Raw genomic sequence first — 26,355 nt, forward strand, 5'->3', positions numbered from 1 at the left:
TAGCGTAAGCTAGTAAGATCCCTGAAAGATGATCAGGTTGATAGGTCAGAGGTGGAAGCGTGGCGACATGTGGAGCTGACTGATACTAATAGATCGAGGACTTAACTAAAACGAAAAGCGGAAACGCCTGTTTATCGGAGTTGTAGCTGGACAATAATGATTACTCATTTCTTTCTTTACTTCATAATCTAGTTTTCAGGGAATAATTTTCTAAAATTATCCTTGAAAAAATCTCAAAAAACATGTATAATAAAATATGTCTTGAGAAAAGTCTGGTGGCGATAGCGAGAAGGTCACACCCGTTCCCATACCGAACACGGAAGTTAAGCTTCTAAAGCGCCGATGGTAGTTGGGGGTTCTCCCCCTGTGAGAGTAGGACGTCGCCAGGCATTATATATGGAGGATTAGCTCAGCTGGGAGAGCATCTGCCTTACAAGCAGAGGGTCGGCGGTTCGATCCCGTCATCCTCCACCATTATTATGGACAGACTATACACGCCGGTTTAGCTCAATTGGTAGAGCAACTGACTTGTAATCAGTAGGTTGGGGGTTCAAGTCCTCTAGCCGGCACCACTTTTTTTGAGCCATTAGCTCAGTCGGTAGAGCATCTGACTTTTAATCAGAGGGTCGGAGGTTCGAATCCTCCATGGCTCACCATATAGTAAATATTGGTTTTATTAAGCGGGTGTGGCGGAATTGGCAGACGCACTAGACTTAGGATCTAGCGCCGCAAGGCGTGGGGGTTCGACTCCCTTCACCCGCACCAATTAATTAAATATTATGCGGAAGTAGTTCAGTGGTAGAACACCACCTTGCCAAGGTGGGGGTCGCGGGTTCGAATCCCGTCTTCCGCTCCAAAAACAATGCCGGGGTGGCGGAACTGGCAGACGCACAGGACTTAAAATCCTGCGGTAGGTGACTACCGTACCGGTTCGATTCCGGTCCTCGGCACCATTGTTTTTAAATTAATGCGCCCGTAGCTCAATTGGATAGAGCGTCTGACTACGGATCAGAAGGTTATGGGTTCGACTCCTTTCGGGCGCGCCATTATATTTCGGGAAGTAGCTCAGCTTGGTAGAGCACTTGGTTTGGGACCAAGGGGTCGCAGGTTCGAATCCTGTCTTCCCGACCAGCGAAACATATGGGGCCTTAGCTCAGCTGGGAGAGCGCCTGCCTTGCACGCAGGAGGTCAGCGGTTCGATCCCGCTAGGCTCCACCAATATTTACATTTATTAATATGATGGCGGCGTAGCTCAGCTGGCTAGAGCGTACGGTTCATACCCGTGAGGTCGGGGGTTCGATCCCCTCTGCCGCTACCATAAAAAATCTGGACCTTTAGCTCAGTTGGTTAGAGCAGACGGCTCATAACCGTCCGGTCGTAGGTTCGAGTCCTACAAGGTCCACCATATCATTGAGGAGGAATACCCAAGTCCGGCTGAAGGGATCGGTCTTGAAAACCGACAGGCGGGTCAAACCGCGCGGGGGTTCGAATCCCCCTTCCTCCTCCATTTGATTTACTTATATTATTGTCGCGGGGTGGAGCAGTCTGGTAGCTCGTCGGGCTCATAACCCGAAGGTCGCAGGTTCAAATCCTGTCCCCGCAATCTGGTCCGGTAGTTCAGTTGGTTAGAATGCCTGCCTGTCACGCAGGAGGTCGCGGGTTCGAGTCCCGTCCGGACCGCCATTTAAGATGGCTCAGTAGCTCAGTCGGTAGAGCAAAGGACTGAAAATCCTTGTGTCGGCGGTTCGATTCCGTCCTGAGCCACCATTTAGTTTTTTCTAAAATGAAGGTATAAAACGATGGCGGCTATGGCGAAGTGGTGAACGCATCGGATTGTGGCTCCGACACTCGTGGGTTCGATTCCCACTAGTCGCCCCATTATAAAAAATTAATATGCGGGTGTAGTTTAATGGTAAAACCTCAGCCTTCCAAGCTGATGTCGTGGGTTCGATTCCCATCACCCGCTCCATATTTAGGGCCTATAGCTCAGCTGGTTAGAGCGCACGCCTGATAAGCGTGAGGTCGATGGTTCGAGTCCATTTAGGCCCACCATAAAATGAATATTCCGCAGTAGCTCAGTGGTAGAGCATTCGGCTGTTAACCGAACGGTCGTAGGTTCGAGTCCTACCTGCGGAGCCATTTTTTTTGGGGAAGTACTCAAGAGGCTGAAGAGGCGCCCCTGCTAAGGGTGTAGGTCGCGTAAGCGGCGCGAGGGTTCAAATCCCTCCTTCTCCGCCATTATTGGCCCGTTGGTCAAGCGGTTAAGACACCGCCCTTTCACGGCGGTAACACGGGTTCGAATCCCGTACGGGTCATAAAAAACTGATAGCATATGCTATCAGTTTTTTTTATTGATTTAAGAAAGTTAGCCGTTGGAACATTAAAGTGATTAGAATAAGAAATTTTAGATGTTATTAAAATTTTCCCCGTTTTAAATTTTCTTTCCATTTATCCTCACTTGTAAATAATTTGTTACCTGGATTATTTAAATCAAAATCGGAAAGAAATCCAGTATATGGTCCTCTAAACATGTCAACAGCAAGTATTTTTTGGTCCGGTGCTTCAAAGAATGGATTATAATTTTTTGATGTCTGTTCATTCAGATATTCTTCTTCACTTTTACTCATAATAAGTTACCTTCCTTATTTTTAGAGATCCTTCTTAGTATTCCTAATCATTCAAAATCTATGATAAAAATTCACAATCTAAATTAGTCAATTAAACATAAAAAGTTTTAGAGTATCATAAAATTTTAAAAACAAAAAAGGATTTACACTTTATTGATAGAATATTAAAATTAATCGAATTTAATTCTATGTACAATTGTAATGAATGTCGTAATTTGTTTTAGAAATTGAAAAAAAGGGAATTAGCATGTACAAAGTGTAAAGTTTAGTCACTTAATATTATATGTAATAGAAAGTAGGATGACAGTGGAGACAGTATATCCAACAGAATTTCAACTACATTTATTTCACGAAGGTAACTTGTTTGAGAGTTATAGATTATTTGGATCCCATGTTCATCATAAAAATGGAGAGGTTTACACCAGTTTTTGTGTGTGGGCTCCAAATGCTCTATCTGTTCAATTGGTTGGGGATTTTAATAATTGGAATGGGGAAGGTTTTTCACTGGAACGAATTAATAAAGAAGGTGTGTGGCTTCTAAATGTTAATAAGGATTTAACAGGTGCGATGTATAAGTATAAATTAACATCACCTGATGGAAAAGTGCTTCTTAAGGCTGACCCATATGCTTTTTTCTCCGAATTAAGACCCCATACAGCTTCTATTGTTTATTCATTGGAAGGCTATAAATGGAAAGATTCAAAATGGAAACAAAAAAAGACAAAAAAGAATTCCCTAAATGAGCCATTAGCTATATATGAAGTTCATTTAGGATCTTGGAGAATGCATGAGAATGGAGATCTTTATTCTTATAGAGAACTTGCTGATGAATTAATTCCTTATGTAATAGAGCAAGGATTTACACATATTGAGCTACTGCCTTTAGTTGAACATCCCCTTGATATATCTTGGGGATACCAAGGAACAGGCTATTACTCTGCAACGAGCAGATTTGGGGAGCCTAAGGATTTAATGTATTTTATCGACAAGTGTCATCAGCACGGACTAGGAGTTATTTTTGACTGGGTGCCAGGTCATTTCTGTAAGGATGCGCACGGATTATATCAATTTGACGGAACGAGTCAATTTGATTATGGCAATCCATTAGATCGCGAGAATTACGTTTGGGGAACAGCAAATTTTGATTTAGGAAAAAAAGAAGTTCAGAGCTTCCTTATTTCAAACGCTATTTTTTGGATGGAGTATTTTCATGTCGATGGATTTAGAGTAGATGCTGTTTCTAATATAATTTATTGGCCAAATTCCAATGAAAACAGTGTGAATCAGTACGGAATCGATTTCCTCCAAAAATTAAATCAAACAGTATGTCAATATGATCCGTCAGTCTTGATGTTTGCTGAGGATTCTACTGACTGGCCCCAAGTAACTGCTCCAGTCCATTATGGCGGTATTGGATTCCATTATAAATGGAATATGGGGTGGATGAATGATATTTTAACCTATATGGAAACTGATTCAGTTAATAGAAAGCATATACATGATAAAGTCTCCTTTTCTCTACATTATGCATTTTCCGAGAATTTTGTTCTGCCCTTCTCACATGATGAAGTTGTTCATGGAAAAAAATCGTTAGTAGATAAGATGCCAGGAGATTATTGGCAAAAATTTGCTCAATTTCGTCTTCTTTTAGGATATATGATTGCCCATCCAGGAAAAAAATTATTATTTATGGGAAATGAATTTGCACACTTTGCAGAATGGAAAGATAAAGAACAGTTAGATTGGATGTTGCTAGATTATGAGATGCACCAAAAAGCAAATGAGTATATGAAAGAATTACTAAAAATCTATAAAAGATCTAAGCCTTTGTATCAACTGGATCATGTTAATGAAGGCTTTGAATGGATTGATGTAAATAATAGAAACCAATCGATATTCTCCTTTATACGTAAAGCTGAAAAAGAAGAGGATTATTTAGTCGTAATTTGTAATTTTACCTATCATACATATGAAAATTATAGGATAGGTGTTCCTCTAAATAACTCTTTCCGAGAAATATTAAATAGTGACACTGATAGATTTGGTGGAGCTAATTATATAAATAAAAAAGTAATAAAAGCAGAAAATGTAGAATTTCATGGTAGACCTTTTTCTGTTCAGCTAACAATACCAGCTTTCAGTATGATAGTTTTACGTCCAGTTCAACATCGGAAGGGGAGAAAAGGAAATGGGAAAGAAACGGTGCGTCGCAATGCTTCTAGCAGGAGGAAAGGGGAGTAGGCTATATTCATTAACCAAGAGTCTAGCAAAGCCTGCTATTCCTTTTGGAGGAAAATATCGAATTATTGACTTCACCTTAAGTAATTGCTCCAATTCTGGAATAGAAACAGTTGGTGTTTTAACACAATATCAGCCGCTAGTTTTAAACTCTTACATTGGAATAGGAAGTGCGTGGGACTTAGATCGTGTTAATGGAGGAGTAACTGTTTTGCCTCCATATAGTGAATCTTCCGAAGTGAAATGGTATACGGGAACAGCCAGTGCCATATTTCAAAATCAGAACTACTTGTCTCAATATGATCCTGAATATGTTCTTATTTTATCTGGAGATCATATTTATAAAATGAATTATGAGGAGATGCTAGAATATCATATCTCAAAGCAAGCAGATGCCTCTATCTCTGTCATTCAAGTAGGATGGGAAGATGCTAGTAGATTTGGAATTATGAATACAAATAAAGATATGCACATCATTGAATTTGAGGAGAAGCCAAAGCATCCAAAGAATAATTTAGCCTCTATGGGTATTTATATATTTAAATGGAAGGTATTAAAAGAATTACTAGAAGAAGATAATTTAAACAAAAATTCATCACATGATTTTGGGAAAGATATCATTCCTTTATTAATAGAAAAACAGAAAAAGGTTGTTGCCTACCCATTTAAAGGATATTGGAAAGATGTTGGAACTGTGCAAAGCCTTTGGGAAGCAAATATGGATTTATTGGATGAGACTAGTAATTTAAATATATCTGATTATAATTGGAGAATTTATACCGTAAATCCAAATCATCCACCACAATATATTTCTAATGATGCACTGGTTAAGGAGTCCATGGTAAATGAAGGATGTATTATTAGTGGGAATTTAGAAAAATCAATAGTCTTTCAAGGGGTTACTGTAGGAAAAGGGACAATCATTCGTAGTTCTGTAATAATGCCTGATGCTAAGATTGGCAACAATGTTTATATTGAGAAGGCTATTGTCCCTTCTGACATTACAATACCAGATGGAATGGTCATTAAACCAAATAAAGACGTAGATGAAGTAGTCCTAGTAACAGAAGAAATGGTTAATGAAATGATTTCCTAACAAACTAGAAGGAGGGATTAAGATGATAAGATCAATGCTGGGCATAATTGATGCAACAACACATATGGAAGATTTAGAAGAGTTAACTGCTCATCGTACACTAGCTGCACTTCCAATCGGTGGACGATATCGTTTAATTGATTTTGTTCTTTCCAATATGGTGAACTCTGGAATAGGAAGTGTTGCTATTTTTCCAAAGTATCAGTACCGCTCTTTAATGGATCACTTGGGATCGGGGAAAAACTGGGACTTAGATAGAAAAAGAGATGGTTTATTTTTCTTTCCTGCATCAATGGATGATGCAAATACTAGTGGTATAGGTTCTTTTAATCATTTTTCAGCAAATATGGATTATTTTCAGAGAAGCAAGCAAGAATATGCATTAGTTGCGAATTGCTTTACCGTTTTTAATATGAATTTTACTCCTGTACTAGAACGTCATCTCGATTCTGGCTGTGATATAACGGAGATTACCAATAATGGAAGTTCCCTAGAAATATATCTAATCAAGAAATCAAAGCTAATTGAATTAATACATTCAAGGGATGATAAAGGTTATACATGTATGAAAGATGTAGTAATAGATATTAATAACCAGTTAAAAATATGTGAATACGAATATAACGGCTATGCCGAAAAAATAAATTCTATATCTAGTTATTATCATGTAAGCAAGGATATTTTAAAATCTAAAGTATGGAATCAGCTTTTTATAAAAGAGAGACCAATATTTACTAAGGTGAAAGATGAGCCACCTACTCGCTATACAAGTACGGGTGAAGTAAAAAACTCAATGATAGCAAATGGATGTGTTATTGAAGGCGATATTACCAACAGTATTATTTCTAGAGCTGTGAAAGTTGGAAAAGGTTCTAGTTTAAAGAATTGTATTATTATGCAAAAATGCACAATTGGAGAAAATTGTCATTTGGACTCAGTGATTCTAGATAAGGATGTTATAGTTGAAAGTGGTACAGTGATGACAGGTACTGCTACTTCTCCTTTTGTAGTAAGAAAAGGAACCGTGCAAGGAGCGTTGATGAATTCGTGAGAGTATTATTTGCAGTTTCAGAATGTGTACCATTTATAAAATCAGGAGGACTGGCAGATGTAGCTGGTTCTCTTCCAAAGGAATTAAAAAAACAAGGAACAGATGTAGCAGTAATTATGCCAAAATATCAAGATATCCCTGCCCATTTACTTGCCAACATAGAGAAGAAAAGATATTTCTATGTGCCAGTAGGCTGGCGAAATCAGTATTGTGGAATAGAAGAATTAGAAGTAGACGGTATCACTTTTTATTTTATTGATAATGAGTGGTATTTTAAGAGAAGTGGCTTATATGGCTATGGGGATGATGGGGAGCGTTATGCATTCTTTAATCGAGCTGTTTTAGAAAGTTTACCATTTTTAGCCGAATTTCCAGATATCATTCATTGCCACGATTGGCATACAGCGATGATTCCTTTCTTATTGAATGTGGACTATAAATGGAGAAAAGAGTATAGCGATATTAAGACTGTTTTTACCATACATAATCTTCAGTTTCAAGGAATATTACCAAGAGAGGTACTTGGTGATTTATTTAATGTAAATGATTATTATTTTACAACAGAAAATCTAGAATTCTATGGAAACGTAAATTTAATGAAGGGAGGACTTATCTCTGCCGATAAGATTACAACAGTAAGTCCTACTTATAAAAACGAAATACAAACAGAATATTATGGAGAGAAGCTGAATAATGTATTAAAGCAGAGAGAGTCAGATTTATACGGTATTATTAATGGTATTGATGAAGAAACATACAATCCGGAAACAGATTCTATGATAGCTGCTAACTATACCGTTACTTCTTTAGAGAAAAAACAAGAAAACAAAAGATTTATTCAGCAAAAATTTGGATTAAAAGAAAATCCGGATATTCCAATTACTTGTATGATATCAAGATTAACCAGTCAAAAGGGACTAGAACTAGTTAGACATGTATTTCACGAAATGATGGAAGAAGAAGTACAGTTTTTAGTTTTAGGAACAGGCGATCCGGAGTTTGAGAATTTCTTTCGTGAAATGGAAGATATGTATTCAGACAAATGTAAAGCATATATTGGATTTGATGAAAACTTAGCTCATCAAATATATGCAGGTGCAGATTTATTTCTAATGCCCTCTAAGTTCGAACCTTGTGGCTTAGGTCAGTTAATAGCTTTGAGATATGGTAATATCCCAATTGTTAGAGAGACAGGTGGACTTAATGACACAGTGTTCTCTTATAATGAAGTGGCTAAAGAGGGGAATGGATTTAGTTTCTCCAATTTTAATGCACATGATATGCTTTATACAATTAGAAGAGGTATTCATTTTTATAAAGAAGATAAAGAAGTATGGCATAAACTAATGAAAAATGCAATGTCAATGGATAATAGCTGGGCTCAATCTGCATTTAAATATAATCAATTATATGCAGAGCTTATCTCGAGGAGTGAATCCCATGTTTTCTAATAAGGAACGATTTAAAAAGTATTTTTTACAAAGGCTTGAAATGACTTATGGAAAAACCTTTGAAGATACAACAAGTAGTGATCATTTTCAAACATTAGGTCACATGATTAGAGAGTATGTGAGCTCGAATTGGATTCAGACAAATGAGCAAAGTCGGAAAAGTGGCGGGAAAGAGGTTTATTATCTTTCGATTGAGTTTTTATTAGGACGATTACTTCATAATAATTTAGTTAATTTAGGTATTGATCAAGTAGTAATAGACGGATTGGCGGAACTTGGGATTGATTTTTTTGAAGTGGAAGATATTGAACATGATGCAGGTCTTGGAAATGGAGGGCTAGGAAGACTTGCTGCTTGTTTCTTGGATTCTCTTGCTACATTGAACTTACCAGGACATGGCTGTGGTATCCGATATAAGCATGGATTATTCGAACAGCGAATTGTCGATGGATATCAAATTGAGTTGCCAGAACAATGGCTAAAGCAAGGACAGGTATGGGAAGTTAGAAAGGAAGATTTAGCAGTAGATATTTATTTCTGGGGAAATATTGATATGTATAGGAAGGATGGAAAGTTACAGTTTCGACATTTAAATGCCGAAACTGTAACAGCAGTTCCACATGATGTACCAGTAATAGGCTACCATACAACAACGGTAAATACCTTGAGGCTTTGGAATGCAGAACCGTCTTCCTTAATTGCAAAAGATGTTAAAGACATTATGCGATATAAACGGGAAACAGAATCGATATCGGGTTTTTTATATCCAGATGATTCCAATGATGAAGGGAAAATTTTGCGATTAAAGCAACAATATTTTCTAGTATCTGCAAGCCTTCAATCCATTGTTCGTAATTATAAGCAGCATCATAAAAATATTCGTGAAATGCATCACTATATAAGTATTCATGTAAATGATACTCATCCAGTATTAGCAATCCCAGAGTTAATGAGAATATTAATGGATCAAGAGGGATTAGGATGGGATGAAGCGTGGAATATAACTACAAAAACTATCTCTTACACTAATCATACCACATTATCTGAAGCATTAGAGCAATGGCCAATCTATATTTTTCAGCCCTTATTACCAAGGATTTATATGATAATTGATGAAATAAATGAGCGTTTTTGCAAAGATTTATGGGATAAGTACACTGGTGATTTTCCGAAAATTGAGAAAATGGCAATAATTGCAGATGGCATGATTAAGATGGCACATTTAGCATTAGTCGGCAGTCATAGCGTTAATGGAGTGGCAGAAATTCACACAGAAATTTTAAAGAAACGAGAAATGGCTAATTTCTATGCATTTTATCCAGAAAAATTTAATAATAAAACGAATGGAATCACACATAGAAGATGGTTAATAAAAGCCAATCCCAAGCTTGCCAACTTAATTTCTCAAACAATTGGTGATAAATGGATTGACGAGCCAGCACAATTAAGAGAATTACTGTCTTATCAAGAGGATGGAAATTTCAAAGAAAATCTTGCAGCAATAAAGCAAACTAATAAGGAGATACTTGCGAAGATAATTAAGGACAAAAATGGTATTCTTGTAGATCCTTCGTCTATTTTCGATGTTCAAGTAAAAAGATTGCATGCATATAAGAGGCAATTACTAAATATCCTGCACATCATGTCTCTATATAACAAGCTGAGGGAAGATCCATCTATTGAGATGGAGCCGAGAACATTTATATTTGGAGCAAAAGCTTCACCTGGTTATTATTATGCAAAAAAAATAATCAAGTTAATTAACTCTGTTGCCCAAAAGGTTAATAATGATAAAAGAATTCAAAATAAATTAAAGGTTGTTTTTTTGGAGAATTATCGGGTTTCTTTAGCCGAACACATTTTTCCTGCTGCAGATATTAGTGAACAAATTTCAACAGCAAGTAAAGAAGCTTCTGGCACCGGAAATATGAAATTTATGATGAATGGTGCGCTAACTGTTGGCACGCTAGATGGAGCAAATATTGAAATGCATGATTTAGTAGGAGACGATAATATATTTATCTTTGGAATGAATTCCGATCAAGTGTTAGAATTATATCAAAATGGTGGCTATAGCTCTCGGGAGTACTATTATCATGACGATAGAATCCATGCAGTGGTCAATCAATTGAAAAATGGTTTCTATGATCATCCATCTAATGAATTTGATCCGATTTTTGATTCTTTGCTTATAGAGAATGATCAGTTTTTTGTATTAAAAGATTTTCATTCTTATGCAAAAGTTCATGAAGAGGTCAATCAAGCATTTAAGAATAAGCAAGACTGGCTGCAAAAAAGTATTGTGAATATAGCGATGTCAGGGCATTTTTCAAGTGATCGAACAATAAAACAATATGCAGATGAAATTTGGAATATAAAACCATATTCGTAATGTATAAAGGAGATTCTTCTGAATCTCCTTTATACTCTCTGCTTGAATACAGGAAAGAGGAAAAGGACTATTCCTCTTCTTCCTCCTTATCTTCTGTGTATCCATCTGTCTCGTGGTAGGGAACATCGCCAAAAGGAGCTTCAATTCCTTCCTTATCTAATGCTTGTTCATATTTTTCGTGTGCTTTAGAACGATAAACAGTCCGTTCCGATCCATCGATATTTGTTCCTACAAATGTTTCATAGTCCTCTGTAAAACCTTCGTCATCACTTTTTCGATCGTAAAGACTATCATAATCTTCAAAATCTCCTCTTAAATCAGAAGGTGTCTCAGAAGTGCCATAACGAGCAACTTCCTGAAAACTATCTTCATAGTCTCTGACAGCACCAGTATCATAGTGACGATACTGATTTCCATGAGCAAATTCAAGCATATCCTCCTCGACTGGGCGATCAGAAGCAATAAATTGTTCGTCGCTATATTCCTTAAGAGTTAGTGCAGTTGGAATTGCTTCTAATCTTTCATAAGGAATTTCTTTCCCTGATACTGTACAAATTCCATATGATCCATCTTCCATTGCCTTTAAAGCATTATTTATTTTATCTAATTCCGATTGATCATGCTGTTCTAGAGCTAAATCCTTCTCTCTTTCATATAACTCAGTTCCCATATCTCCCGGATGGTTATCGTAATTAGATAATTCGCCAACAGATTCTCGTGCACTTTCCTCACTTACATTATCATCAATTCGGTTTAAAATCTCCGCTTTTCTTTCTTCAAGATTTTGTTTCAAGTGATTTATTTGTTCTTTTGATAACAAGTTAAACACATCCTTATCCATGCAATTGTAATAACAGTAGTATAAGCGAATGGAGCATAATTAAAACGGTAAGATGTTGTTCATAAATTTCCCTATTTTATCGATATCAAACCTATCTAAAAAGAATATGCCTCTTTTCTATAAATAATTAAAATTTGGAAATGGCATTAAGAATTCACTATGATTGACATAATATAAAGGACAGGTGTATCGTAAAATATGCTAAAATAATGAATGAGCGTATATCTTTGAACCAATATAAGCAAGAAGCTAATTCTTGATTTGTTTTAGGGGGATTCACAAAGGGATGAATGATAGAAGAGGAACAATGGTACAAACAGAAATAAGGGATAGTGTTTCTCCTACGATATTAGTAAGTGAAGTAAAAATGGTAGAAGAAAAAATGAATATTCTCGACTTTTTTTCTAAATACCATGCTTATAAAGGAAAACGTTTTTTTTGGAAGGACCCTTCTGGGAAAAACATGATTGTAGGAATTGGTATTTGTGAAAAGATTGAAAGTTCTTTAGGGGAAAGCTCCTATTCTCATGTAGAGAAGAGATGGAAGAGTCTCCTAGAAAAAGCAATAGTGTATAATGAATTCAATCATATTGGAATCGGTCCAGTGCTTTTAGGAGGCTTTGCCTTTGATCCATTAAAAGAAAAAACAGAACTATGGGATGGCTTCTCAGAAGCTCATTTTTATGTGCCACAGTTTATGTTAAGTGAAATTGATGGAAATCAATTTATTACAACTAATATATTGATTCATTCAGATAAAATAGAATATGCAAAAGAAGTATTGAGGAAACAATCTTTTGCGTTGCCAAAAAGAATAGAGGAATATACTCCCGTTTCTTTACCTTCCATACAGAAAGTAATGGAAGTTGATCGTGAAAAATGGAAAGTAACGGTTGATAAGGTAATTAGAAAGTTAGACGGGAATCTAAAAAAAGTAGTATTGGCTCGAGCTAGTAAAGTGAATTTTACAAAAGATATAGTGACAGAATCCGTTCTAAGAAATTTAATACAACAGCAAAGCAACGGATATATTTTTGCTTTAGAAGCTCATGATAAATGCTTTACTGGGGCATCACCTGAACGATTGGTTAAAAAAGCAGGAGATACCGTATTTTCAACATGTCTGGCTGGTTCTATTTCTAGAGGCAATAATGAAGTAGAAGATAGTGCATTGGCTGAAGAGCTGCTATCTGATTCGAAAAATAGAGAAGAACATAATTATGTTGTTAAAATGATTAAGAATGCCATGGAGGAAGTTTGTACGACTGTAGAAATCCCGGCAAATCCGCAAATCATGAAAATGAGAGATATTCAACATCTTTATACGCCCGTTAGTGGCAAAGTAAAGGAAACAGAATCTTTAATTTCATTAATTCGATTATTGCATCCTACTCCAGCTCTCGGTGGTTTTCCACGTGATGAAGCTTTAGAGGTTATAAGAGAGGTGGAGGGATTGGATAGAGGGCTTTACGGTGCTCCGATAGGCTGGCTTGATTATGAGGGAAATGGTGAGTTTGCTGTCAGTATCCGTTCTGGATTATTACATGGAAACAGTGCTACAATCTTTGCTGGATGTGGTATTGTTGCTGACTCTGATCCTGAATTAGAGTATACGGAAACAGCTATCAAATTTAAGCCAATGCTTACAGCGTTAGGAGGAAAATAAAATGAATCATCAACAACAATTAACAGCCTATTTGCATGCACTAATAGCTGAATTAGGAAAGAGTGGTGTAGAACATGCTGTAATAAGCCCTGGTTCTAGATCTACACCAATTAGTCTATTGCTTGCAGAACAGGAAGATATAAATCTGCATATTCATGTTGATGAACGATCAGCTGCTTTTTTTGCATTAGGAATAGCGAAAGCATCCAAAAAACCGACTGTATTAGTATGTACATCGGGAACAGCTGCGGCTAATTATTTTCCTGCTATCGTAGAGGCGAAAATATCCCGAATTCCGTTAATAGTACTTACGGCAGATCGTCCGCATGAGTTAAGAGATGTAGGTGCACCTCAAGCGATTGATCAGCTAGACCTTTATGGGAAGCATGTAAAATGGTTTATGGAAATGTCCACACCTGATAATAGTCCAGGAATGATTCGATATGCTAAAACAGTAGGAGCTAGAGCAGTTTCGATGGCAAAACAACAACCAAGTGGTCCAGTACATGTAAATATACCATTACGGGAGCCGTTAATTCCTGACTTAGATAATTTAGACAGTTATCAATTAAACGAAAAAGAAAAGCCTGCCATTCGAATGGATATAGGTGACTTTAGAATGAATGATGCTTATTTTCTGGAATTAGCAGCTAGTCTTGATGGGAAAGGGATTATAATATGCGGAGAGATAGATAAAGAAGATTTTTCAGCAAAGGTAATACAATTGGCTGAAAAGACTGGTTTCCCAATCATTGCTGATCCTCTCTCTCAACTGCGGAGTAATAGTGCAGGAACGAATAGCATTATTGACACATATGATACTTTTTTAAGAAATGAAAAGGTAAAATCTCTACTAAAGCCAGATGTGATAATACGCTTTGGCAGTATGCCTATCTCAAAGCCATTAACTATTTTCTTACGCGAAAATGAAAAAGCAAAACAGATAGTTGTAGATGGTGGCATCGGCTATCGAGATCCTAATCAACTGACAACAGATATGGTTTATTGTGAAGAAGGGTATTTTTGTGAAAAGCTTGCATCATTTATATCTCATTGCTCAATAAATCACTATTTAAATATATGGATAGATATTAATGAACTCACAAAAAAGGAATTAATGCAAACAGCGGAAATTCAAGAAATAAGTGAAGCAAAACTCTTTCATAGCTTGGGTGAAATGATTCCGAATGATGCGGTGTTATTTGTTGGAAATAGTATGCCTATTCGAGATTTAGATACTTTTTTTCATAAACAAAATAAAAAAGTTACTATTATCGCAAATAGAGGAGCTAATGGAATCGATGGGACAATTTCTACGGCTCTTGGAGTTGGAGTCATTAAACAACCATTATTTTTAATTGTTGGGGACTTAACATTTTTCCATGATTTAAATGGTTTAGTATTATCTCATTTGTATAAGCTCCCGATAACTGTGCTATTGATAAATAATAATGGAGGCGGAATCTTTTCGTTTTTGCCACAGGTAAATCTTCCAAGACATTTTGAACTGCTTTTTGGGACTCCTTTAGGTATTGATTTTAAGCATGCTGTTGAAATGTATAAGGGACAGTATAAACTTATTGAAAGTTGGCAAGGGTTAGAGACACAATTTCAGCATAGTAATTTTGAAGAAGGTATGAGAGTTTGGGAGCTGCGGACAAATCGAGAGAAAAATCTAATAGAGCATCGGCAAATGACAGATAGGATTCAAAAGATTTTAAATCAGCTGGGTTAAAAGGTGAAGTATATGTTTATCCAAATAAAGAATATAAACTATCATATAACTATTGAGGGAGATGGAGAACCTCTATTATTATTACATGGATTTACTGGAGATAGCGGAACATGGTTCCCATTTATTCCGTTATGGAAGAAAAGCTACAAGGTAATAGCAGTAGATATTATTGGTCATGGAAAAACCGATTCACCGGAAGAAGCAGAAAAGTATGCAATGAAGGAAAGTGTTGCACATATAAAAGCTGTGATTGATTATCTTCGTCTAGCTCCTGTTCATATATTAGGCTATTCCATGGGTGGACGGTTGGCACTTGCGTATTGCAGCGAATATCCTGAAACCGTAAAAAAGCTTATTCTTGAAAGCGCTTCTCCTGGCTTACAAACGGAATTGGAGAGAAAACAAAGACGAATACAGGATGAAAAACTAGGAGACTCTATCCTTGAACAGGGGATTATCCATTTTGTAAATAAATGGGAGAAGATTCCTTTGTTTAAAAGTCAGGAGCGACTAGATCCAACTATTAAGCGGGCTATAAGAAATCAACGGCTTGCTAATAATCCCATTGGATTAGCGAATAGTTTAAAAGGAATGGGGACAGGAGCACAAAGCTCTTATTGGTCCAGAATTTCTAGGCTTTCGATTGATACACTTTTAATAACAGGAGAACTAGATCGAAAGTTTTATCAAATTGCGGAAGAAATGGTCAAAAAAAATAAGAATATACGCCATTTGAATGTAAATAATGCAGGACATGCAATTCATGTGGAGAAACCTGAGATTTTTGGTACAATAGTAATGGAGTTTTTAAGGAGCTGACATAAAGGTTCAGCCCTGTGAAAAGGAGGAAAAAATGATGGCGGTAGAATGGGTAGCTGGCAGACAATATGAAGAAATCATTTATGAAACATATAATGGGATTGCCAAAATTACGATTAATAGACCACATGTACATAATGCTTTCACACCAAGAACGGTAAGTGAATTAATTGACGCGTTTGCAATGGCAAGAGATGACAGCAATGTTGGTGTAATTATTTTAACAGGAGCAGGTGATAAAGCTTTCTGTTCTGGTGGAGACCAAAAGGTAAGAGGACATGGCGGATATGTAGGTGAGGATCAAATTCCACGTTTAAACGTCCTTGACTTACAGCGTCTAATTAGAGTCATTCCAAAGCCTGTAATTGCAATGGTAAAAGGCTATGCGATTGGTGGAGGCCATGTGCTTCATATTGTTTGTGACTTAACAATTGCTGCGGATAACGCAATTTTTGGACAGACTGGTCCGAAGGTAGGAAGCTTTGATGCTGGTTATGGGTCTGGCTATTTAGCAAGAATTGTTGGTCATAAAAAGGCAAGAGAAATTTGGTTCTTATGTCGTCAATATAATGCACAAGAGGCATTAGATATGGGATTGGTAAATACAGTTGTACCGTTAGAAAAAGTAGAGGAAGAAACGATTCAATGGTGTGAAGAGATTTTAGAAAAGAGTCCCACTGCACTTCGTTTCTTAAAAGCTGCCTTTAACGCGGATACAGATGGTTTAGCTGGTATTCAGCAATTTGCAGGAGATGCAACCCTTCTATACTATACAACAGATGAAGCAAAAGAAGGACGTGACTCCTTCAAGGAAAAACGCAATCCTGATTTTGGACAATTCCCACGTTTTCCTTAATAGGAAAGAGTTAATTAATAACGTAAAATCAAAAATGGAAATAGTTGTTGATTTACAATCTATTTAAATAATATCAAAGGGTGACACTCGTATTTAGCAAATGTGATTTTAGGGACATGCTAATGATGTGTCACCTTTGTTGTATAGAAAAGAGGATTAATAAGGTCATGACAGAAATACTTCCTAATTTTATTAAAAATAGAGCACTTTTAACCCCAGATAGAGAGGCGATTGTTTTTAATAAGGAAAGTCTAACGTTTAAAGAATTATATGAGAAGGCCTATTACCGTGCAGGGTTACTGACAGCCTTTGGAGTAAAAGACACAGATTATGTAGGATTTCTTATAAAAAGTGATTTAGAAACCGTCCTTCACTTATTTGCCATGCAAATTATTGGAGCAAAGGCAGTTCTTCTTAACAATCGCTTAACAGCAAATGAAATGACTTTTCAATTAACTGATGCTAATGCCACCTTTTTAATAACAGAAGATCATTTTCAAGAGACTGCGCGACAATTAGCAGAAGAGCTGAAAATCTCTGTTTATTACAAAGAGGGAATAGAAGATCGTTCATACATAGAACCAATTGAAAAAGAGCAGTTTTCATTAGCTGATACATGCACAATCATGTATACATCAGGAACAACTGGTCTCCCAAAAGGAGTGATACAATCTTACGGCAATCATTGGTGGAGTGCAATAGGAAATACGTTGAATGCTGGTTTATATGAAAAGGAAACTTGGTTATGTGCCGTTCCTTTATTCCATATTAGCGGATTTTCTATTTTAATGAGAAGTGTTATTTATGGAATGAAAATTGTTTTGCACGATGGATTTAATGAACACAAAGTCCTGCAAGATATACGGGAAGAAAGAGTTACCATCGTGTCTGTAGTAACAACAATGCTAGAGCGAATAGAACAAGCTACTAATGAAAAGTTTCCAGCTTATTTCCGCTATATGCTTTTAGGTGGAGGACCTGCCACTGTTGAATTGATTACAAGATGTATTAATAAAGGAATACGCGTCTATTACTCCTATGGCATGACGGAAACTTCTTCCCAAATTGTCACTTTATCACCTGAGGACAGTATTAGAAAAATAGGCTCCGCTGGAAAAGCGCTATTCCCTGCTCAATTAAAGATTGTAAACGACCTAGGAGAAGTATTAGGACCAAATGAGGTAGGAGAAATAAAAGTATGTGGGCCAAATGTATCACAAGGCTATTTAAACAAAGAAAATCATTTAAAAGATGGCTGGTTTTTTACAGGTGATATTGGGTATATAGATTCTGAAGGATTTCTCTATGTGTTAGATAGAAGATCTGACTTAATTATTTCTGGTGGAGAAAATGTGTATCCTGCAGAAGTAGAAGCGGTATTGTCTGAAATGGAAGGAATTAAAGAGGCTGCAGTAATTGGCATTCCAGATAATCAATGGGGGCAGGTTCCTGTTGCTTTTGTTGTAGTAGATGGAAGTGTTCTTTCCGAGAAATCCATAATGAAAAACTGCGAGAAATCATTAGCAAAATATAAAATTCCGAAAAGAGTTTTTTTTGTTTCAGAACTTCCACGAAATGCATCCGGAAAAATTGTTCGAAGGAACTTAAGAGAATGGGTAGAAGAGCAAAAGGATTTCTAATTGAAAAATAGAAAGAAAGAAGTGTTGGTTTGTGAGCTTATACCATGGATCATTATATTGGCCGACAACTTTGGGGAATAAACCAGTTTATCCAAAGCTGAGTGAAGACATGTCATGTGATGTTCTAATTATTGGGGCAGGTATGTCAGGTGCTTTGTTAACATATAAACTAGCGAAGGAACCACTTAAAGTTATTCTAGTGGAGAAAGATCAAGTAGGGGATGGCAGTTCTGCTGCTAACACTGGCTTATTACAATACTGTAATGATAAAATGCTACATTCCTTTGCTGAAAACATAGGGGAGAAAGATGCAGTTCGCTTTTACCGATTGTGCTTGAAGGGAATGGAGGAATTGAAAGAAATAGCGTCATCCCTAAAGGCTGACATTCAATTTGAGAATAGGCAAAGCTTATATTATGCAAGTACAGAAGCTGATGTCCAATCCATTAAAAACGAATATGAAATGCTCAAGAAATATGATTTTCCTGTAGAATTTTTAGATGCGGAAATGATTTATAAAACGTATGGGTTTAGAAAACATGTAGCAATTCGCACAAGTGGGGACGCAGAAGTAAATCCTCATAGGCTTGTTGTATCTTTAGTAAAAGAGGCTTCGAAATGTAATAATATTCAAGTGTTCGAAAATACTGAAGTCGAAAAGGTACATTTTCAAGATGGCTACTGGCTGTATAAAAGTGAAACCGCAAATATTCGGGCAAAGCATGTTGTTTATGCAACAGGTTATGAATTGGATAATTATACACGAAATATGGCAACGGAATTAAATAGAACTTATGTAACGGTTACGAATCCAATTCCCTCGTTTCATCAATGGGAGGATAGGTGCCTTATTTGGGAAACGAAGCGTCCCTATTTCTATATGAGAACGACTTTTGATGGAAGAATTGTTGCTGGTGGTTTAGATGAAGAAACAATGGAGGCACCGAGTGATCCGAAGATATTAGAGGCATATGGTCATAAATTATTGGCTCGTATTAAGGAACATTTTCCACAAATCCAACTAAAAGCTGACTATACTTATGGTGCTACGTTTGGAGAATCAAAGGATGGAATCCCTTTTATTGGAGAAGTACCCAATAGTAAAAACGTCTATTATTGTTTAGGATTCGGTGGAAATGGCACGGTTTACAGTTCCTTTGGTTCTACGATAATAAAGGATTTAATCACAAAAGGGGTACACCAAGATGCAGATTTAGTACGATTGGATAGATAAAAAAGAATCCCGAAAAAGTGATAAAACTTCTACGGGATTCTTTTTTGCGTTTTTTAACTATTTAGCTTAAGCTTGTTTCAGGCTCAAAAGTTTTACAGTCTGTTTCATAACTTGTATCCGCGTGTTTCCCAACATTACTTACTACATAAATTTGATCAGCACCACAATGATTTCCTTTTTCCCAATAAGTACAGTTACTTACTTCACAAAGTACATCTTTTGCCATAGGGTATCACTCCTTATTAATAAGTTTTTTTCACAAGGATTTCATTCCTATCAATGAGACAGATTAAGATCTCATTACATATTAGTATTAGAAGGAGGGAGGAGATACATACCTAGAACAATTTTTAAGAAAAGCCAGAATTTGAAGGAACAAAGATTTCAAATTTGTATATTATATGAATTTTCATTACTATTAATAGGGAGAATATTTTTCCTATTTTGAAAAAGTAGCTGTTTTTATTTTTTATAATGAATGATTTTTTTAAGGAGTGCTTAAAGTGAGTTTATTAGAAAATATTTTAGTGTATAACGAGGAGTTTGTTAGGGAACAAAAATATGAAAAATTTATAACGGGCAAATTTCCAAATAAAAAAATGGTAATCTTAACTTGTATGGACACAAGACTTTTAGAGCTATTACCACAAGCATTAAATCTTTCTAATGGGGATGTAAAAATTATCAAAAATGCAGGTGCTGTAGTTGTTCATCCATTTGGTAGCATCATGCGCAGTATTTTAGTTGCAGTGTATGAGTTACAAGCGGATGAAGTAGTGGTGATAGGACACCATGATTGTGGAATGAGTGCACTACACGCTGACAGTATGATGGAAAAAATGAAAGAAAGAGGCATTGCGGATGATACATTCGCTACATTGCAGCATTCTGGAATAAACCTTGAAAAATGGTTAACCGGATTTGATTCAGTAGAGGATAGTGTTTCACATAGTGTAGATATGATAAAAAAACATCCTTTACTACCAAATGGAGTTCCAGTACACGGATTAGTTATTGATCCAAAAACGGGAAAATTAGATTTAATTGTTGATGGATATTAATTATTTTCTTTTGGTGGATGGGTATGATTTTTGCACTTCCATTCATCAGGCACTGGATCTACCCCACCAGGATGAAAGGGATGGCATTTAAGAATTCGTTTGATTGTTAAGTACCCTCCTTTAAAAGCGCCAAATTTTTGTATGGCTTCTAAACCATAGGAAGAGCATGTTGGATAGAAACGGCAGGTTGGTGGCTTTAATGGAGAAATTACTTTTCTATAAAAGCGGATAATAAATAAAAAAACATGTTTCATTAGCTTATTTCCCTCTCCTTCTTTGCAAGTAGTATACCATGGAGTGGAACACGAATAAAGTATTCACTTTTAGCCATCATTTTGGAGAAATAGCACTAATTTCTACTGGAAAAATATTATATATATTAAGTTGATGAAATTACTCGGTTTTTTAGGTATAATAGAGATACATGAATAAAAGGAGATGTTTATATGCCTTCAGTTGAAAGCTTTGAATTAGATCATAATGCAGTAAAAGCTCCCTATGTGAGACATTGTGGCGTACACAAAGTAGGTAGTGATGGAGTTGTAAATAAATATGATATTCGCTTTTGTCAGCCGAATAAGCAAGCTATGAAGCCTGACGTTATTCATACTTTAGAGCATTTATTAGCATTTAATTTACGTGCCCATGTGGATAAATATAATCATTTTGATATCATTGATATCTCCCCCATGGGTTGCCAGACTGGCTATTATCTAGTTGTTAGTGGGGAACCTACGGTGGATGAAATTATCGATTTATTAGAGGCAACCATGAAGACAGCTATAGAAATTACTGAGATTCCTGCAGCTAATGAAAAACAATGTGGTCAAGCGAAACTTCATGATCTTGAAGGGGCGAAAAGACTGATGAATTTTTGGTTAAGCAAAGATAAAGAGGAATTAAAACAAGTATTTGCATAAGTAGGAAAAGAGAGGCATCTGTCTCTCTTTCAGATTGTAGACAAATGCCTCCGAGAATGGACACATTCTCGAGGCATTTTGTCTTTTTTAATATATTGTAGGCATTTTCATGCAAAATTGATTCTTTTGATTCCTTATAAAAGAGGGCTAAGGAGTCGTGAAAAGGATTCTTTGAAACGAATCCATAATGATCTTTTAGAATATTGTTCTGCTGTTAAATGGGTAGAAAACTCCATGTCTTCTAGGAAGTCATCTGTTAATTCATTAGCGATTTGTTCACTATAAATAAAAGCATTCACTTCAAAATTAAGTCTAAAGCTTCTCATATCAATATTGGCAGTTCCAACAGAAGCGATTTTTCGATCAACTAAAATCGTTTTAGCATGGATAAATCCATTTTCGTATATATAAATTTTCGCTCCAGCTTTTAGCATTTCACCGATATAAGAATAGGTTGCCCAATAGACAAACATATGATCTGGTTTGTTAGGAATCATTATTTTTACGTCGATTCCAGAGAGTGCAGCAATTCTTAATGTATCCAGTAAGCTTGCATCGGGAATAAAATAAGGTGTTTGAATATAAACACTTTCTTTTGCGGAAGTAATCATCTTAATATAGCCATTCTTTATCTGCTCCCATTCTGAATCAGGACCGCTTGATACAATTTGCATGCCGATATTCCCGATAATCTCCTCAATTTTTCCTGGAAAATAGTCAGGTGAATAATTAATTGCATGTAAATGTGAGGCTTGATTCCAGTCGAGAATAAATCTTGTTTGAATGGCATATACAGCTGTACCCACTATGCGTAAGTGAGTATCTCTCCAATAGCCAAATTTCGGATGAAGCCCTAAATATTCATCTCCAACATTAAATCCACCGATATAGCCAATTTTTCCATCAATAATTCCCAGTTTTCTATGATTTCGATAATTTAGGCGTAAATTGACTAAATGAAATTTACTTGGGAAAAATACTTCAACAAATCCACCTGCTGCCCGCAATTCTTTGAAAACCTTTTTACGCAATGTTCTGGAGCCGAGCTCATCATATAATAAACGAACTTCTACTCCTTCTTTTGCCTTTTCAACGAGTAGGCTAATAAGATCTGAGCCAATACCATCATTTTTAAGAATATAGTACTGTAAATGGATCGACTTTTTTGCATTTTTGATATCTGTAAATAATTGTTTGAATTTCTGGTTCCCATCTGTAAAGATTTCTACAGCATTGTTTTCTGTGAGAACGGCATCGTTGTTAAATAAATTCATATAAATTAAATCTTGATTTTTTCGAATTACTTCATTCGTAGTGCGCAATTGGTTAGAGCTTATTTGTAAAAGTTGGGAAGCTAAAATGGGCTCTATTCCGAGTTTTTTTCGCTCATCCCACTGAAATAACTTTCTATTTCGTAAATTTTGGCCGAAAAGTAAATATAAAATAAATCCAAGGATAGGGATAAAGGTAAGTACCATTAACCATGCCCATGTAGCAATAGGATCTTTTCTTTCAAAGAAGATAACAAGAAAAGCAAAAATAATGTTAAGTAAAATAATGACACTTAAGATAATGGAATAAATGTGCATCGAATTCTTTTCCTTTCTCGCTAAAACTGCAGCTATATGCGATACATAAAAAATCTTCGTAATACCAGTAAGACTAAATATTTGTGCATGTTCCTAAAGAAATATCCTGTACTATTATAGGGGATAAGGATAAAACTTGGTACTATTTTGATTTCTTTTTAAAAAGAAGAATACTCCTTTTTCCTTTATTGTGATAAAGTAGACTAGGAAAGCTTGTTAAATATTATAAGGGTTATAACAAAGCTGTTTTCGAAATTTGGTTATTGCTTGTACTAAATAGACCATGACTAATATGTTATGGTAGGAATTAGTCTATCGGTCAATCATTACCTAAATTGGAAATAGACGTTCAGGTAAGGAGTATTTTTTATGGAAGAATTACATCTTGGAATGCTACTTTTTTTAATTGGAGCCGGATTTATTGCTGCATTTATTGATTCAGTTGTTGGTGGCGGCGGATTAATATCATTACCTGCTCTTTTATTTACCGGATTGCCACCACAAATTGCGTTAGGTACAAATAAGCTAGCTTCGACCATGGGATCATTAACTAGTTCGATTTCTTTTATAAGGCATGGAAAAACGGATAAGAAATTGATAGTAAAACTCTTGCCTCTTTCCATTATTGGTTCCGCAATCGGAGTTTATGTTGTACAAAAAATACCATCCGAATCACTTAAGCCGTTAATCCTTGTTGTTTTAATCGTAGTAACTATTTATACACTTACGAAAAAAGAATGGGGAATAAACTCTACATATAATGGAATGACGAAAAAGAAGCTTCTCTTTGCTCTTTTCATTGTACCATTAATCGGTTTCTACGATGGTTTTTTAGGGGGAGGGACGGGTTCGTTCTTTTTATTTTCCTTTCTTTTAATGGGTTTTGATTTTGTGGAATCCGCTGGCAATGCCAAGGTTCTTAATTTCGGAAGTAATTTGACAGCACTTATCGTTTTTTTATGTTATGATTCAGTGTACTATTTATATGGTTTCGTGATGGGAATTGCTATGATTTTAGGAGCTTACATTGGTTCTCGCGTTGCCATTGCAAAAGGGTCAAATTATGTGAAAATATTATTTGTCCTTGTTTCTGCCACATTGATTGGAAAAAATATATATGATTACATAACAAATCGATAAATAAAAAGGCCGTTTGATAAATGATCGTTTTTCTGTGTGAGCCGATGTTTATCAACAGCCTTTTATTTAAATACAGGACGATTCAGTGTACATTTCGATGGGTAAAGATAGGGCTATTAGGTTTTCGATAATCTTCACTGGCAAACTTTCCTTTTAAGCTTTCAATTAAATAAAGACCCATTAAATCATATAATTCTTGTTCATTTAATTCTTGAATAATATGTAATAAATCTTCTCTGCTCATTTCTTCTAAAAAAGCAAAGGCGAGCATATCAATATCCTCTTCATCCCCAGTTAGTTTATTTTTATATAAGTTGTAAAGTTCATCAACAATTTTCATTATGTTGTCCTCCTATTTCAGTCTTATTATCGAATGCAAATGTAACCGTTTTATTTAACCGTATTATATATGATAACATGATATTTTTGCTAGCTATAATGTGAACATTATGTTAAGAAAGATGAGTGTTTCTTGATCGTATTGTATTCATCTTATTTCAATAGATGGTTGGAATTACTATCTATAAAAAATAATACCCTTTTTATCGATAAAAAACTCCAGTTTTATAGATAGTATTTGCTATGATAATAATATATATCATAAAATCAGGTTAAAAGGCATGTATTTGCTTTAGTATGCAAGCTACTTATATTAATAATACATAATAATGGAGAAGGTATGGAGATATTTTATGATCAAAATAAAAATTTAGTGAAACTTTCTTTTAAAAAAAATGAATGGATGCAAGAAGCAATGCATGTATTAGTCATTTGTCAGTATAAAAATCAATGGTTGTTAACGGCCCATAAAAAGAGGGGATTAGAATTTCCAGGCGGCAAAAGAGAAAAAAATGAAACAATTATTCAAACAGCTCATAGAGAGGTTATGGAAGAAACAGGTGGGATTATTGATAGGCTTCAATGGATCGCATCCTATCAGGTATTCGGAGAAGAACCATTTGTGAAGGATGTATTTTTTGCAAGAATTAGTCAATTAGTTCCAAAAGATGATTATCAGGAGACAGCTGGTCCAGTTTTAATTAAAGGCGATTTAATGGAAATACGTTTGGATGATTCATTTAGCTTTATTATGAAGGATGATGTCATCAAATATTGTATTTCTTCCATTCAGAACGAATTATTAAGCGAAAGGAAAGGGTAATATAGGAGAAAAAAGTAAAGGAGCAATTGACATGAACAATGGTGATATAATAGAAAAAATTCGATTTCCATCTCCTAATCCTTCTATTGATCTTTTTTTAGTTACTTATTATGTTGATGGCTTAAAAGTAAAGGGAATGCTTGCTTCTCCAAATGACGGGGAAATTTATGATGGTTTTCTTTATTTGAGAGGAGGCATCAAAAATGTAGGGAAGGTCCGTCCCGGGAGAGTTATCCAATTTGCATCTGAGGGTTTTGTTGTGTTCGCACCTTTTTATCGTGGTAATCAAGGTGGGGATGGAAATGAAGACTTTGCGGGCGAAGACAAAAATGATGCCATCGCTGCATTTGCACTATTAAAGAATTTATCGAATGTAAATAATGTACATGTATTTGGTTTTTCAAGAGGCGGAGTGATGGCTTTATTTGTGGGCATAAATTGTCCTGTTCAATCAATTGTTACATGGGGTGGTGTCAGCGATATGTTCCTCACCTATGAAGAACGAAAGGATTTACGTAGGATGATGAAAAGAGTAATTGGAGGAACGCCTTCAAAATATCCAGACAGATATGATGCAAGAACTCCACTTTATCAATTAGAAAAAATAAATGCACCTACGCTAATCATTCATGGGAAATTGGATACTAATGTATCGGTTGAACATAGCCTAAGGTTGGAAGCAAAATTAAAACAGTTAGGTAAAGAAGTGGGCACATGGTATTTTCCTGAATTTACGCATTACTTTCCTCCTGCTACGAATCGTAAAGTTGTCACATCTCTATCTAGCTGGATGAAAAAACAAGTGGGGAAAATGGTAAAATAAAAGAAATACTCTAT

At 35.7% G+C, this 26,355-nt stretch carries 22 protein-coding genes, 21 tRNA genes and 2 rRNA genes; 39 read left to right on the forward strand and 6 right to left on the reverse strand.

Annotated features, from left to right (window positions below; genetic code table 11):
- The 23 genes from ACTQ5K_RS07455 to ACTQ5K_RS07565 form a co-directional block, all read left to right on the forward strand.
- Positions 1-109, forward strand: a 23S ribosomal RNA gene (locus ACTQ5K_RS07455); the annotation flags it as partial.
- 162 nt (positions 110-271) lie between these two features.
- Positions 272-389: ribosomal RNA gene (gene rrf, locus ACTQ5K_RS07460) — 5S ribosomal RNA — on the forward strand.
- A 9-nt stretch (positions 390-398) separates the two neighbouring features.
- Positions 399-474, forward strand: a tRNA-Val gene (locus ACTQ5K_RS07465).
- Between the two features lie 22 nt (positions 475-496).
- Positions 497-572: transfer RNA gene (locus ACTQ5K_RS07470), tRNA-Thr, on the forward strand.
- A gap of 8 nt (positions 573-580) precedes the next feature.
- A tRNA-Lys gene (locus ACTQ5K_RS07475) sits at positions 581-656 on the forward strand.
- A 24-nt stretch (positions 657-680) separates the two neighbouring features.
- A tRNA-Leu gene (locus ACTQ5K_RS07480) sits at positions 681-765 on the forward strand.
- Between the two features lie 16 nt (positions 766-781).
- Positions 782-856, forward strand: a tRNA-Gly gene (locus ACTQ5K_RS07485).
- Between the two features lie 8 nt (positions 857-864).
- Positions 865-953, forward strand: a tRNA-Leu gene (locus ACTQ5K_RS07490).
- 16 nt (positions 954-969) lie between these two features.
- Positions 970-1,046, forward strand: a tRNA-Arg gene (locus ACTQ5K_RS07495).
- Positions 1,047-1,054: 8 nt separating this feature from the next.
- Positions 1,055-1,131: transfer RNA gene (locus ACTQ5K_RS07500), tRNA-Pro, on the forward strand.
- A gap of 11 nt (positions 1,132-1,142) precedes the next feature.
- A tRNA-Ala gene (locus ACTQ5K_RS07505) sits at positions 1,143-1,218 on the forward strand.
- A gap of 23 nt (positions 1,219-1,241) precedes the next feature.
- Positions 1,242-1,318: transfer RNA gene (locus tag ACTQ5K_RS07510), tRNA-Met, on the forward strand.
- 10 nt (positions 1,319-1,328) lie between these two features.
- Positions 1,329-1,405 (forward strand) — tRNA-Ile (locus ACTQ5K_RS07515).
- A gap of 9 nt (positions 1,406-1,414) precedes the next feature.
- Positions 1,415-1,507, forward strand: a tRNA-Ser gene (locus ACTQ5K_RS07520).
- Positions 1,508-1,529: 22 nt separating this feature from the next.
- Positions 1,530-1,603, forward strand: a tRNA-Met gene (locus tag ACTQ5K_RS07525).
- 3 nt (positions 1,604-1,606) lie between these two features.
- Positions 1,607-1,683, forward strand: a tRNA-Asp gene (locus ACTQ5K_RS07530).
- 8 nt (positions 1,684-1,691) lie between these two features.
- Positions 1,692-1,767, forward strand: a tRNA-Phe gene (locus tag ACTQ5K_RS07535).
- A gap of 35 nt (positions 1,768-1,802) precedes the next feature.
- Positions 1,803-1,878, forward strand: a tRNA-His gene (locus ACTQ5K_RS07540).
- Positions 1,879-1,895: 17 nt separating this feature from the next.
- Positions 1,896-1,969 (forward strand) — tRNA-Gly (locus ACTQ5K_RS07545).
- Positions 1,970-1,975: 6 nt separating this feature from the next.
- Positions 1,976-2,052, forward strand: a tRNA-Ile gene (locus ACTQ5K_RS07550).
- Positions 2,053-2,064: 12 nt separating this feature from the next.
- A tRNA-Asn gene (locus ACTQ5K_RS07555) sits at positions 2,065-2,139 on the forward strand.
- 8 nt (positions 2,140-2,147) lie between these two features.
- Positions 2,148-2,238, forward strand: a tRNA-Ser gene (locus ACTQ5K_RS07560).
- 5 nt (positions 2,239-2,243) lie between these two features.
- Positions 2,244-2,315 (forward strand) — tRNA-Glu (locus ACTQ5K_RS07565).
- A 99-nt stretch (positions 2,316-2,414) separates the two neighbouring features.
- Here the strand turns inward: ACTQ5K_RS07565 and ACTQ5K_RS07570 are convergent.
- Positions 2,415-2,627, reverse strand: coding sequence for a hypothetical protein (locus ACTQ5K_RS07570; protein ID WP_154708515.1), 213 nt, complete (start codon positions 2,625-2,627; stop codon positions 2,415-2,417).
- Between the two features lie 300 nt (positions 2,628-2,927).
- Between ACTQ5K_RS07570 and glgB the strand changes: the two genes are divergently transcribed.
- The 5 genes from glgB to ACTQ5K_RS07595 are packed head-to-tail and all read left to right on the forward strand — an operon-like array spanning position 2,928 to position 10,855.
- Positions 2,928-4,868, forward strand: a complete 1,941-nt coding sequence (glgB, locus tag ACTQ5K_RS07575; RefSeq protein WP_031539011.1) for a 1,4-alpha-glucan branching protein GlgB — start codon at positions 2,928-2,930, stop codon at positions 4,866-4,868.
- Entirely contained in the window at positions 4,816-5,961 is a 1,146-nt protein-coding gene (locus ACTQ5K_RS07580; RefSeq protein WP_031539012.1) for a glucose-1-phosphate adenylyltransferase, read from the forward strand. Before glgB ends, ACTQ5K_RS07580 begins: the two co-directional genes overlap by 53 nt.
- A 22-nt stretch (positions 5,962-5,983) precedes the next feature.
- Positions 5,984-7,012 carry a sugar phosphate nucleotidyltransferase gene (locus ACTQ5K_RS07585; RefSeq protein ID WP_031539013.1) on the forward strand — a complete coding sequence of 343 codons (1,029 nt, stop codon included), beginning with the start codon at positions 5,984-5,986 and terminating at the stop codon, positions 7,010-7,012.
- Positions 7,009-8,463 (forward strand): glycogen synthase GlgA, encoded by a 1,455-nt coding sequence (glgA, locus tag ACTQ5K_RS07590; RefSeq protein WP_031539014.1) that lies wholly within the window; start codon positions 7,009-7,011, stop codon positions 8,461-8,463. Before ACTQ5K_RS07585 ends, glgA begins: the two co-directional genes overlap by 4 nt.
- A complete protein-coding gene (locus ACTQ5K_RS07595) occupies positions 8,453-10,855 on the forward strand; it encodes a glycogen/starch/alpha-glucan phosphorylase (protein ID WP_031539015.1) in 2,403 nt (800 codons plus the stop codon). Before glgA ends, ACTQ5K_RS07595 begins: the two co-directional genes overlap by 11 nt.
- A 67-nt stretch (positions 10,856-10,922) precedes the next feature.
- Here the strand turns inward: ACTQ5K_RS07595 and ACTQ5K_RS07600 are convergent, their stop codons facing one another.
- Positions 10,923-11,675, reverse strand: coding sequence for a TraR/DksA C4-type zinc finger protein (locus ACTQ5K_RS07600; RefSeq protein WP_031539016.1), 753 nt, complete (start codon positions 11,673-11,675; stop codon positions 10,923-10,925).
- 307 nt (positions 11,676-11,982) lie between these two features.
- Here ACTQ5K_RS07600 and ACTQ5K_RS07605 point away from each other — a divergent pair, with 307 nt between their 5' ends.
- From ACTQ5K_RS07605 to ACTQ5K_RS07630, 6 genes are all read left to right on the forward strand, one after another.
- Positions 11,983-13,362, forward strand: a complete 1,380-nt coding sequence (locus ACTQ5K_RS07605) for an isochorismate synthase (protein WP_031539018.1) — start codon at positions 11,983-11,985, stop codon at positions 13,360-13,362.
- Position 13,363: 1 nt separating this feature from the next.
- The gene (menD, locus tag ACTQ5K_RS07610) at positions 13,364-15,097 is read left to right on the forward strand and encodes a 2-succinyl-5-enolpyruvyl-6-hydroxy-3-cyclohexene-1-carboxylic-acid synthase (protein WP_441993811.1); all 1,734 of its coding nucleotides are present in this window, start codon (positions 13,364-13,366) and stop codon (positions 15,095-15,097) included.
- Positions 15,098-15,109: 12 nt separating this feature from the next.
- Positions 15,110-15,916, forward strand: a complete 807-nt coding sequence (menH, locus tag ACTQ5K_RS07615; protein ID WP_031539021.1) for a 2-succinyl-6-hydroxy-2,4-cyclohexadiene-1-carboxylate synthase — start codon at positions 15,110-15,112, stop codon at positions 15,914-15,916.
- Positions 15,917-15,953: 37 nt separating this feature from the next.
- A complete protein-coding gene (menB, locus tag ACTQ5K_RS07620) occupies positions 15,954-16,772 on the forward strand; it encodes a 1,4-dihydroxy-2-naphthoyl-CoA synthase (RefSeq protein ID WP_031539022.1) in 819 nt (272 codons plus the stop codon).
- A 167-nt stretch (positions 16,773-16,939) separates the two neighbouring features.
- Positions 16,940-18,412, forward strand: a complete 1,473-nt coding sequence (locus tag ACTQ5K_RS07625) for an o-succinylbenzoate--CoA ligase (protein ID WP_031539023.1) — start codon at positions 16,940-16,942, stop codon at positions 18,410-18,412.
- A 31-nt stretch (positions 18,413-18,443) separates the two neighbouring features.
- Complete coding sequence (locus ACTQ5K_RS07630; RefSeq protein ID WP_031539024.1) at positions 18,444-19,646, forward strand: NAD(P)/FAD-dependent oxidoreductase; 1,203 nt, start codon at positions 18,444-18,446, stop codon at positions 19,644-19,646.
- A gap of 61 nt (positions 19,647-19,707) precedes the next feature.
- Here the strand turns inward: ACTQ5K_RS07630 and ACTQ5K_RS07635 are convergent, their stop codons facing one another.
- Positions 19,708-19,872, reverse strand: coding sequence for a DUF1540 domain-containing protein (locus ACTQ5K_RS07635; RefSeq protein WP_065429131.1), 165 nt, complete (start codon positions 19,870-19,872; stop codon positions 19,708-19,710).
- A gap of 277 nt (positions 19,873-20,149) precedes the next feature.
- Between ACTQ5K_RS07635 and ACTQ5K_RS07640 the strand changes: the two genes are divergently transcribed.
- The gene (locus ACTQ5K_RS07640; RefSeq protein ID WP_031539025.1) at positions 20,150-20,707 is read left to right on the forward strand and encodes a beta-class carbonic anhydrase; all 558 of its coding nucleotides are present in this window, start codon (positions 20,150-20,152) and stop codon (positions 20,705-20,707) included.
- Here the strand turns inward: ACTQ5K_RS07640 and yidD are convergent.
- Positions 20,704-20,961: a membrane protein insertion efficiency factor YidD gene (gene yidD, locus ACTQ5K_RS07645; RefSeq protein ID WP_031539026.1), complete on the reverse strand. Its 258-nt coding sequence runs from the start codon at positions 20,959-20,961 to the stop codon at positions 20,704-20,706. The two genes, ACTQ5K_RS07640 and yidD, sit on opposite strands and share 4 nt — an antisense overlap.
- A gap of 192 nt (positions 20,962-21,153) precedes the next feature.
- On the opposite strand from yidD, the gene ACTQ5K_RS07650 reads away from it, so the two are divergent.
- The gene (locus tag ACTQ5K_RS07650; RefSeq protein ID WP_031539027.1) at positions 21,154-21,627 is read left to right on the forward strand and encodes an S-ribosylhomocysteine lyase; all 474 of its coding nucleotides are present in this window, start codon (positions 21,154-21,156) and stop codon (positions 21,625-21,627) included.
- Positions 21,628-21,761: 134 nt separating this feature from the next.
- On the opposite strand, the gene cls is transcribed toward ACTQ5K_RS07650, so the two are convergent.
- Positions 21,762-23,216 carry a cardiolipin synthase gene (cls, locus tag ACTQ5K_RS07655; RefSeq protein WP_031539028.1) on the reverse strand — a complete coding sequence of 485 codons (1,455 nt, stop codon included), beginning with the start codon at positions 23,214-23,216 and terminating at the stop codon, positions 21,762-21,764.
- Between the two features lie 369 nt (positions 23,217-23,585).
- Here cls and ACTQ5K_RS07660 point away from each other — a divergent pair, with 369 nt between their 5' ends.
- Complete coding sequence (locus ACTQ5K_RS07660) at positions 23,586-24,356, forward strand: sulfite exporter TauE/SafE family protein (protein ID WP_031539029.1); 771 nt, start codon at positions 23,586-23,588, stop codon at positions 24,354-24,356.
- Positions 24,357-24,438: 82 nt separating this feature from the next.
- Here the strand turns inward: ACTQ5K_RS07660 and ACTQ5K_RS07665 are convergent, their stop codons facing one another.
- Positions 24,439-24,696, reverse strand: coding sequence for a DUF6154 family protein (locus ACTQ5K_RS07665; protein ID WP_031539030.1), 258 nt, complete (start codon positions 24,694-24,696; stop codon positions 24,439-24,441).
- Positions 24,697-25,035: 339 nt separating this feature from the next.
- On the opposite strand from ACTQ5K_RS07665, the gene ytkD reads away from it, so the two are divergent.
- Together ytkD and ACTQ5K_RS07675 are read left to right on the forward strand one after the other, a co-directional pair.
- A complete protein-coding gene (gene ytkD, locus ACTQ5K_RS07670; RefSeq protein ID WP_349205032.1) occupies positions 25,036-25,518 on the forward strand; it encodes an RNA deprotection pyrophosphohydrolase in 483 nt (160 codons plus the stop codon).
- A 31-nt stretch (positions 25,519-25,549) separates the two neighbouring features.
- The gene (locus ACTQ5K_RS07675; RefSeq protein ID WP_192840954.1) at positions 25,550-26,341 is read left to right on the forward strand and encodes an alpha/beta hydrolase family protein; all 792 of its coding nucleotides are present in this window, start codon (positions 25,550-25,552) and stop codon (positions 26,339-26,341) included.
- The last annotated feature ends 14 nt before the right edge of the window (positions 26,342-26,355 follow it).

Source organism: Niallia sp. Sow4_A1 (assembly GCF_052116745.1).
GTDB classification, from domain to species: domain Bacteria; phylum Bacillota; class Bacilli; order Bacillales; family Cytobacillaceae; genus Niallia; species Niallia hominis.

Bases quoted from the DNA above. Each gene is read 5' to 3' on its own strand.
- ACTQ5K_RS07570 (WP_154708515.1), bottom strand. From the start codon at position 2,627: ATGAGTAAAAGTGAAGAAGAATATCTGAATGAACAGACATCAAAAAAT.
- glgB (WP_031539011.1), top strand. From the start codon at position 2,928: ATGACAGTGGAGACAGTATATCCAACAGAATTTCAACTACATTTATTT.
- ACTQ5K_RS07580 (WP_031539012.1), top strand. From the start codon at position 4,816: ATGGGAAAGAAACGGTGCGTCGCAATGCTTCTAGCAGGAGGAAAGGGG.
- ACTQ5K_RS07585 (WP_031539013.1), top strand. From the start codon at position 5,984: ATGATAAGATCAATGCTGGGCATAATTGATGCAACAACACATATGGAA.
- ACTQ5K_RS07595 (WP_031539015.1), top strand. From the start codon at position 8,453: ATGTTTTCTAATAAGGAACGATTTAAAAAGTATTTTTTACAAAGGCTT.
- ACTQ5K_RS07605 (WP_031539018.1), top strand. From the start codon at position 11,983: ATGAATGATAGAAGAGGAACAATGGTACAAACAGAAATAAGGGATAGT.
- menD (WP_441993811.1), top strand. From the start codon at position 13,364: ATGAATCATCAACAACAATTAACAGCCTATTTGCATGCACTAATAGCT.
- menH (WP_031539021.1), top strand. From the start codon at position 15,110: ATGTTTATCCAAATAAAGAATATAAACTATCATATAACTATTGAGGGA.
- menB (WP_031539022.1), top strand. From the start codon at position 15,954: ATGGCGGTAGAATGGGTAGCTGGCAGACAATATGAAGAAATCATTTAT.
- ACTQ5K_RS07625 (WP_031539023.1), top strand. From the start codon at position 16,940: ATGACAGAAATACTTCCTAATTTTATTAAAAATAGAGCACTTTTAACC.
- ACTQ5K_RS07635 (WP_065429131.1), bottom strand. From the start codon at position 19,872: ATGGCAAAAGATGTACTTTGTGAAGTAAGTAACTGTACTTATTGGGAA.
- yidD (WP_031539026.1), bottom strand. From the start codon at position 20,961: ATGAAACATGTTTTTTTATTTATTATCCGCTTTTATAGAAAAGTAATT.
- ACTQ5K_RS07650 (WP_031539027.1), top strand. From the start codon at position 21,154: ATGCCTTCAGTTGAAAGCTTTGAATTAGATCATAATGCAGTAAAAGCT.
- cls (WP_031539028.1), bottom strand. From the start codon at position 23,216: ATGCACATTTATTCCATTATCTTAAGTGTCATTATTTTACTTAACATT.
- ACTQ5K_RS07660 (WP_031539029.1), top strand. From the start codon at position 23,586: ATGGAAGAATTACATCTTGGAATGCTACTTTTTTTAATTGGAGCCGGA.
- ACTQ5K_RS07665 (WP_031539030.1), bottom strand. From the start codon at position 24,696: ATGAAAATTGTTGATGAACTTTACAACTTATATAAAAATAAACTAACT.
- ytkD (WP_349205032.1), top strand. From the start codon at position 25,036: ATGGAGATATTTTATGATCAAAATAAAAATTTAGTGAAACTTTCTTTT.
- ACTQ5K_RS07675 (WP_192840954.1), top strand. From the start codon at position 25,550: ATGAACAATGGTGATATAATAGAAAAAATTCGATTTCCATCTCCTAAT.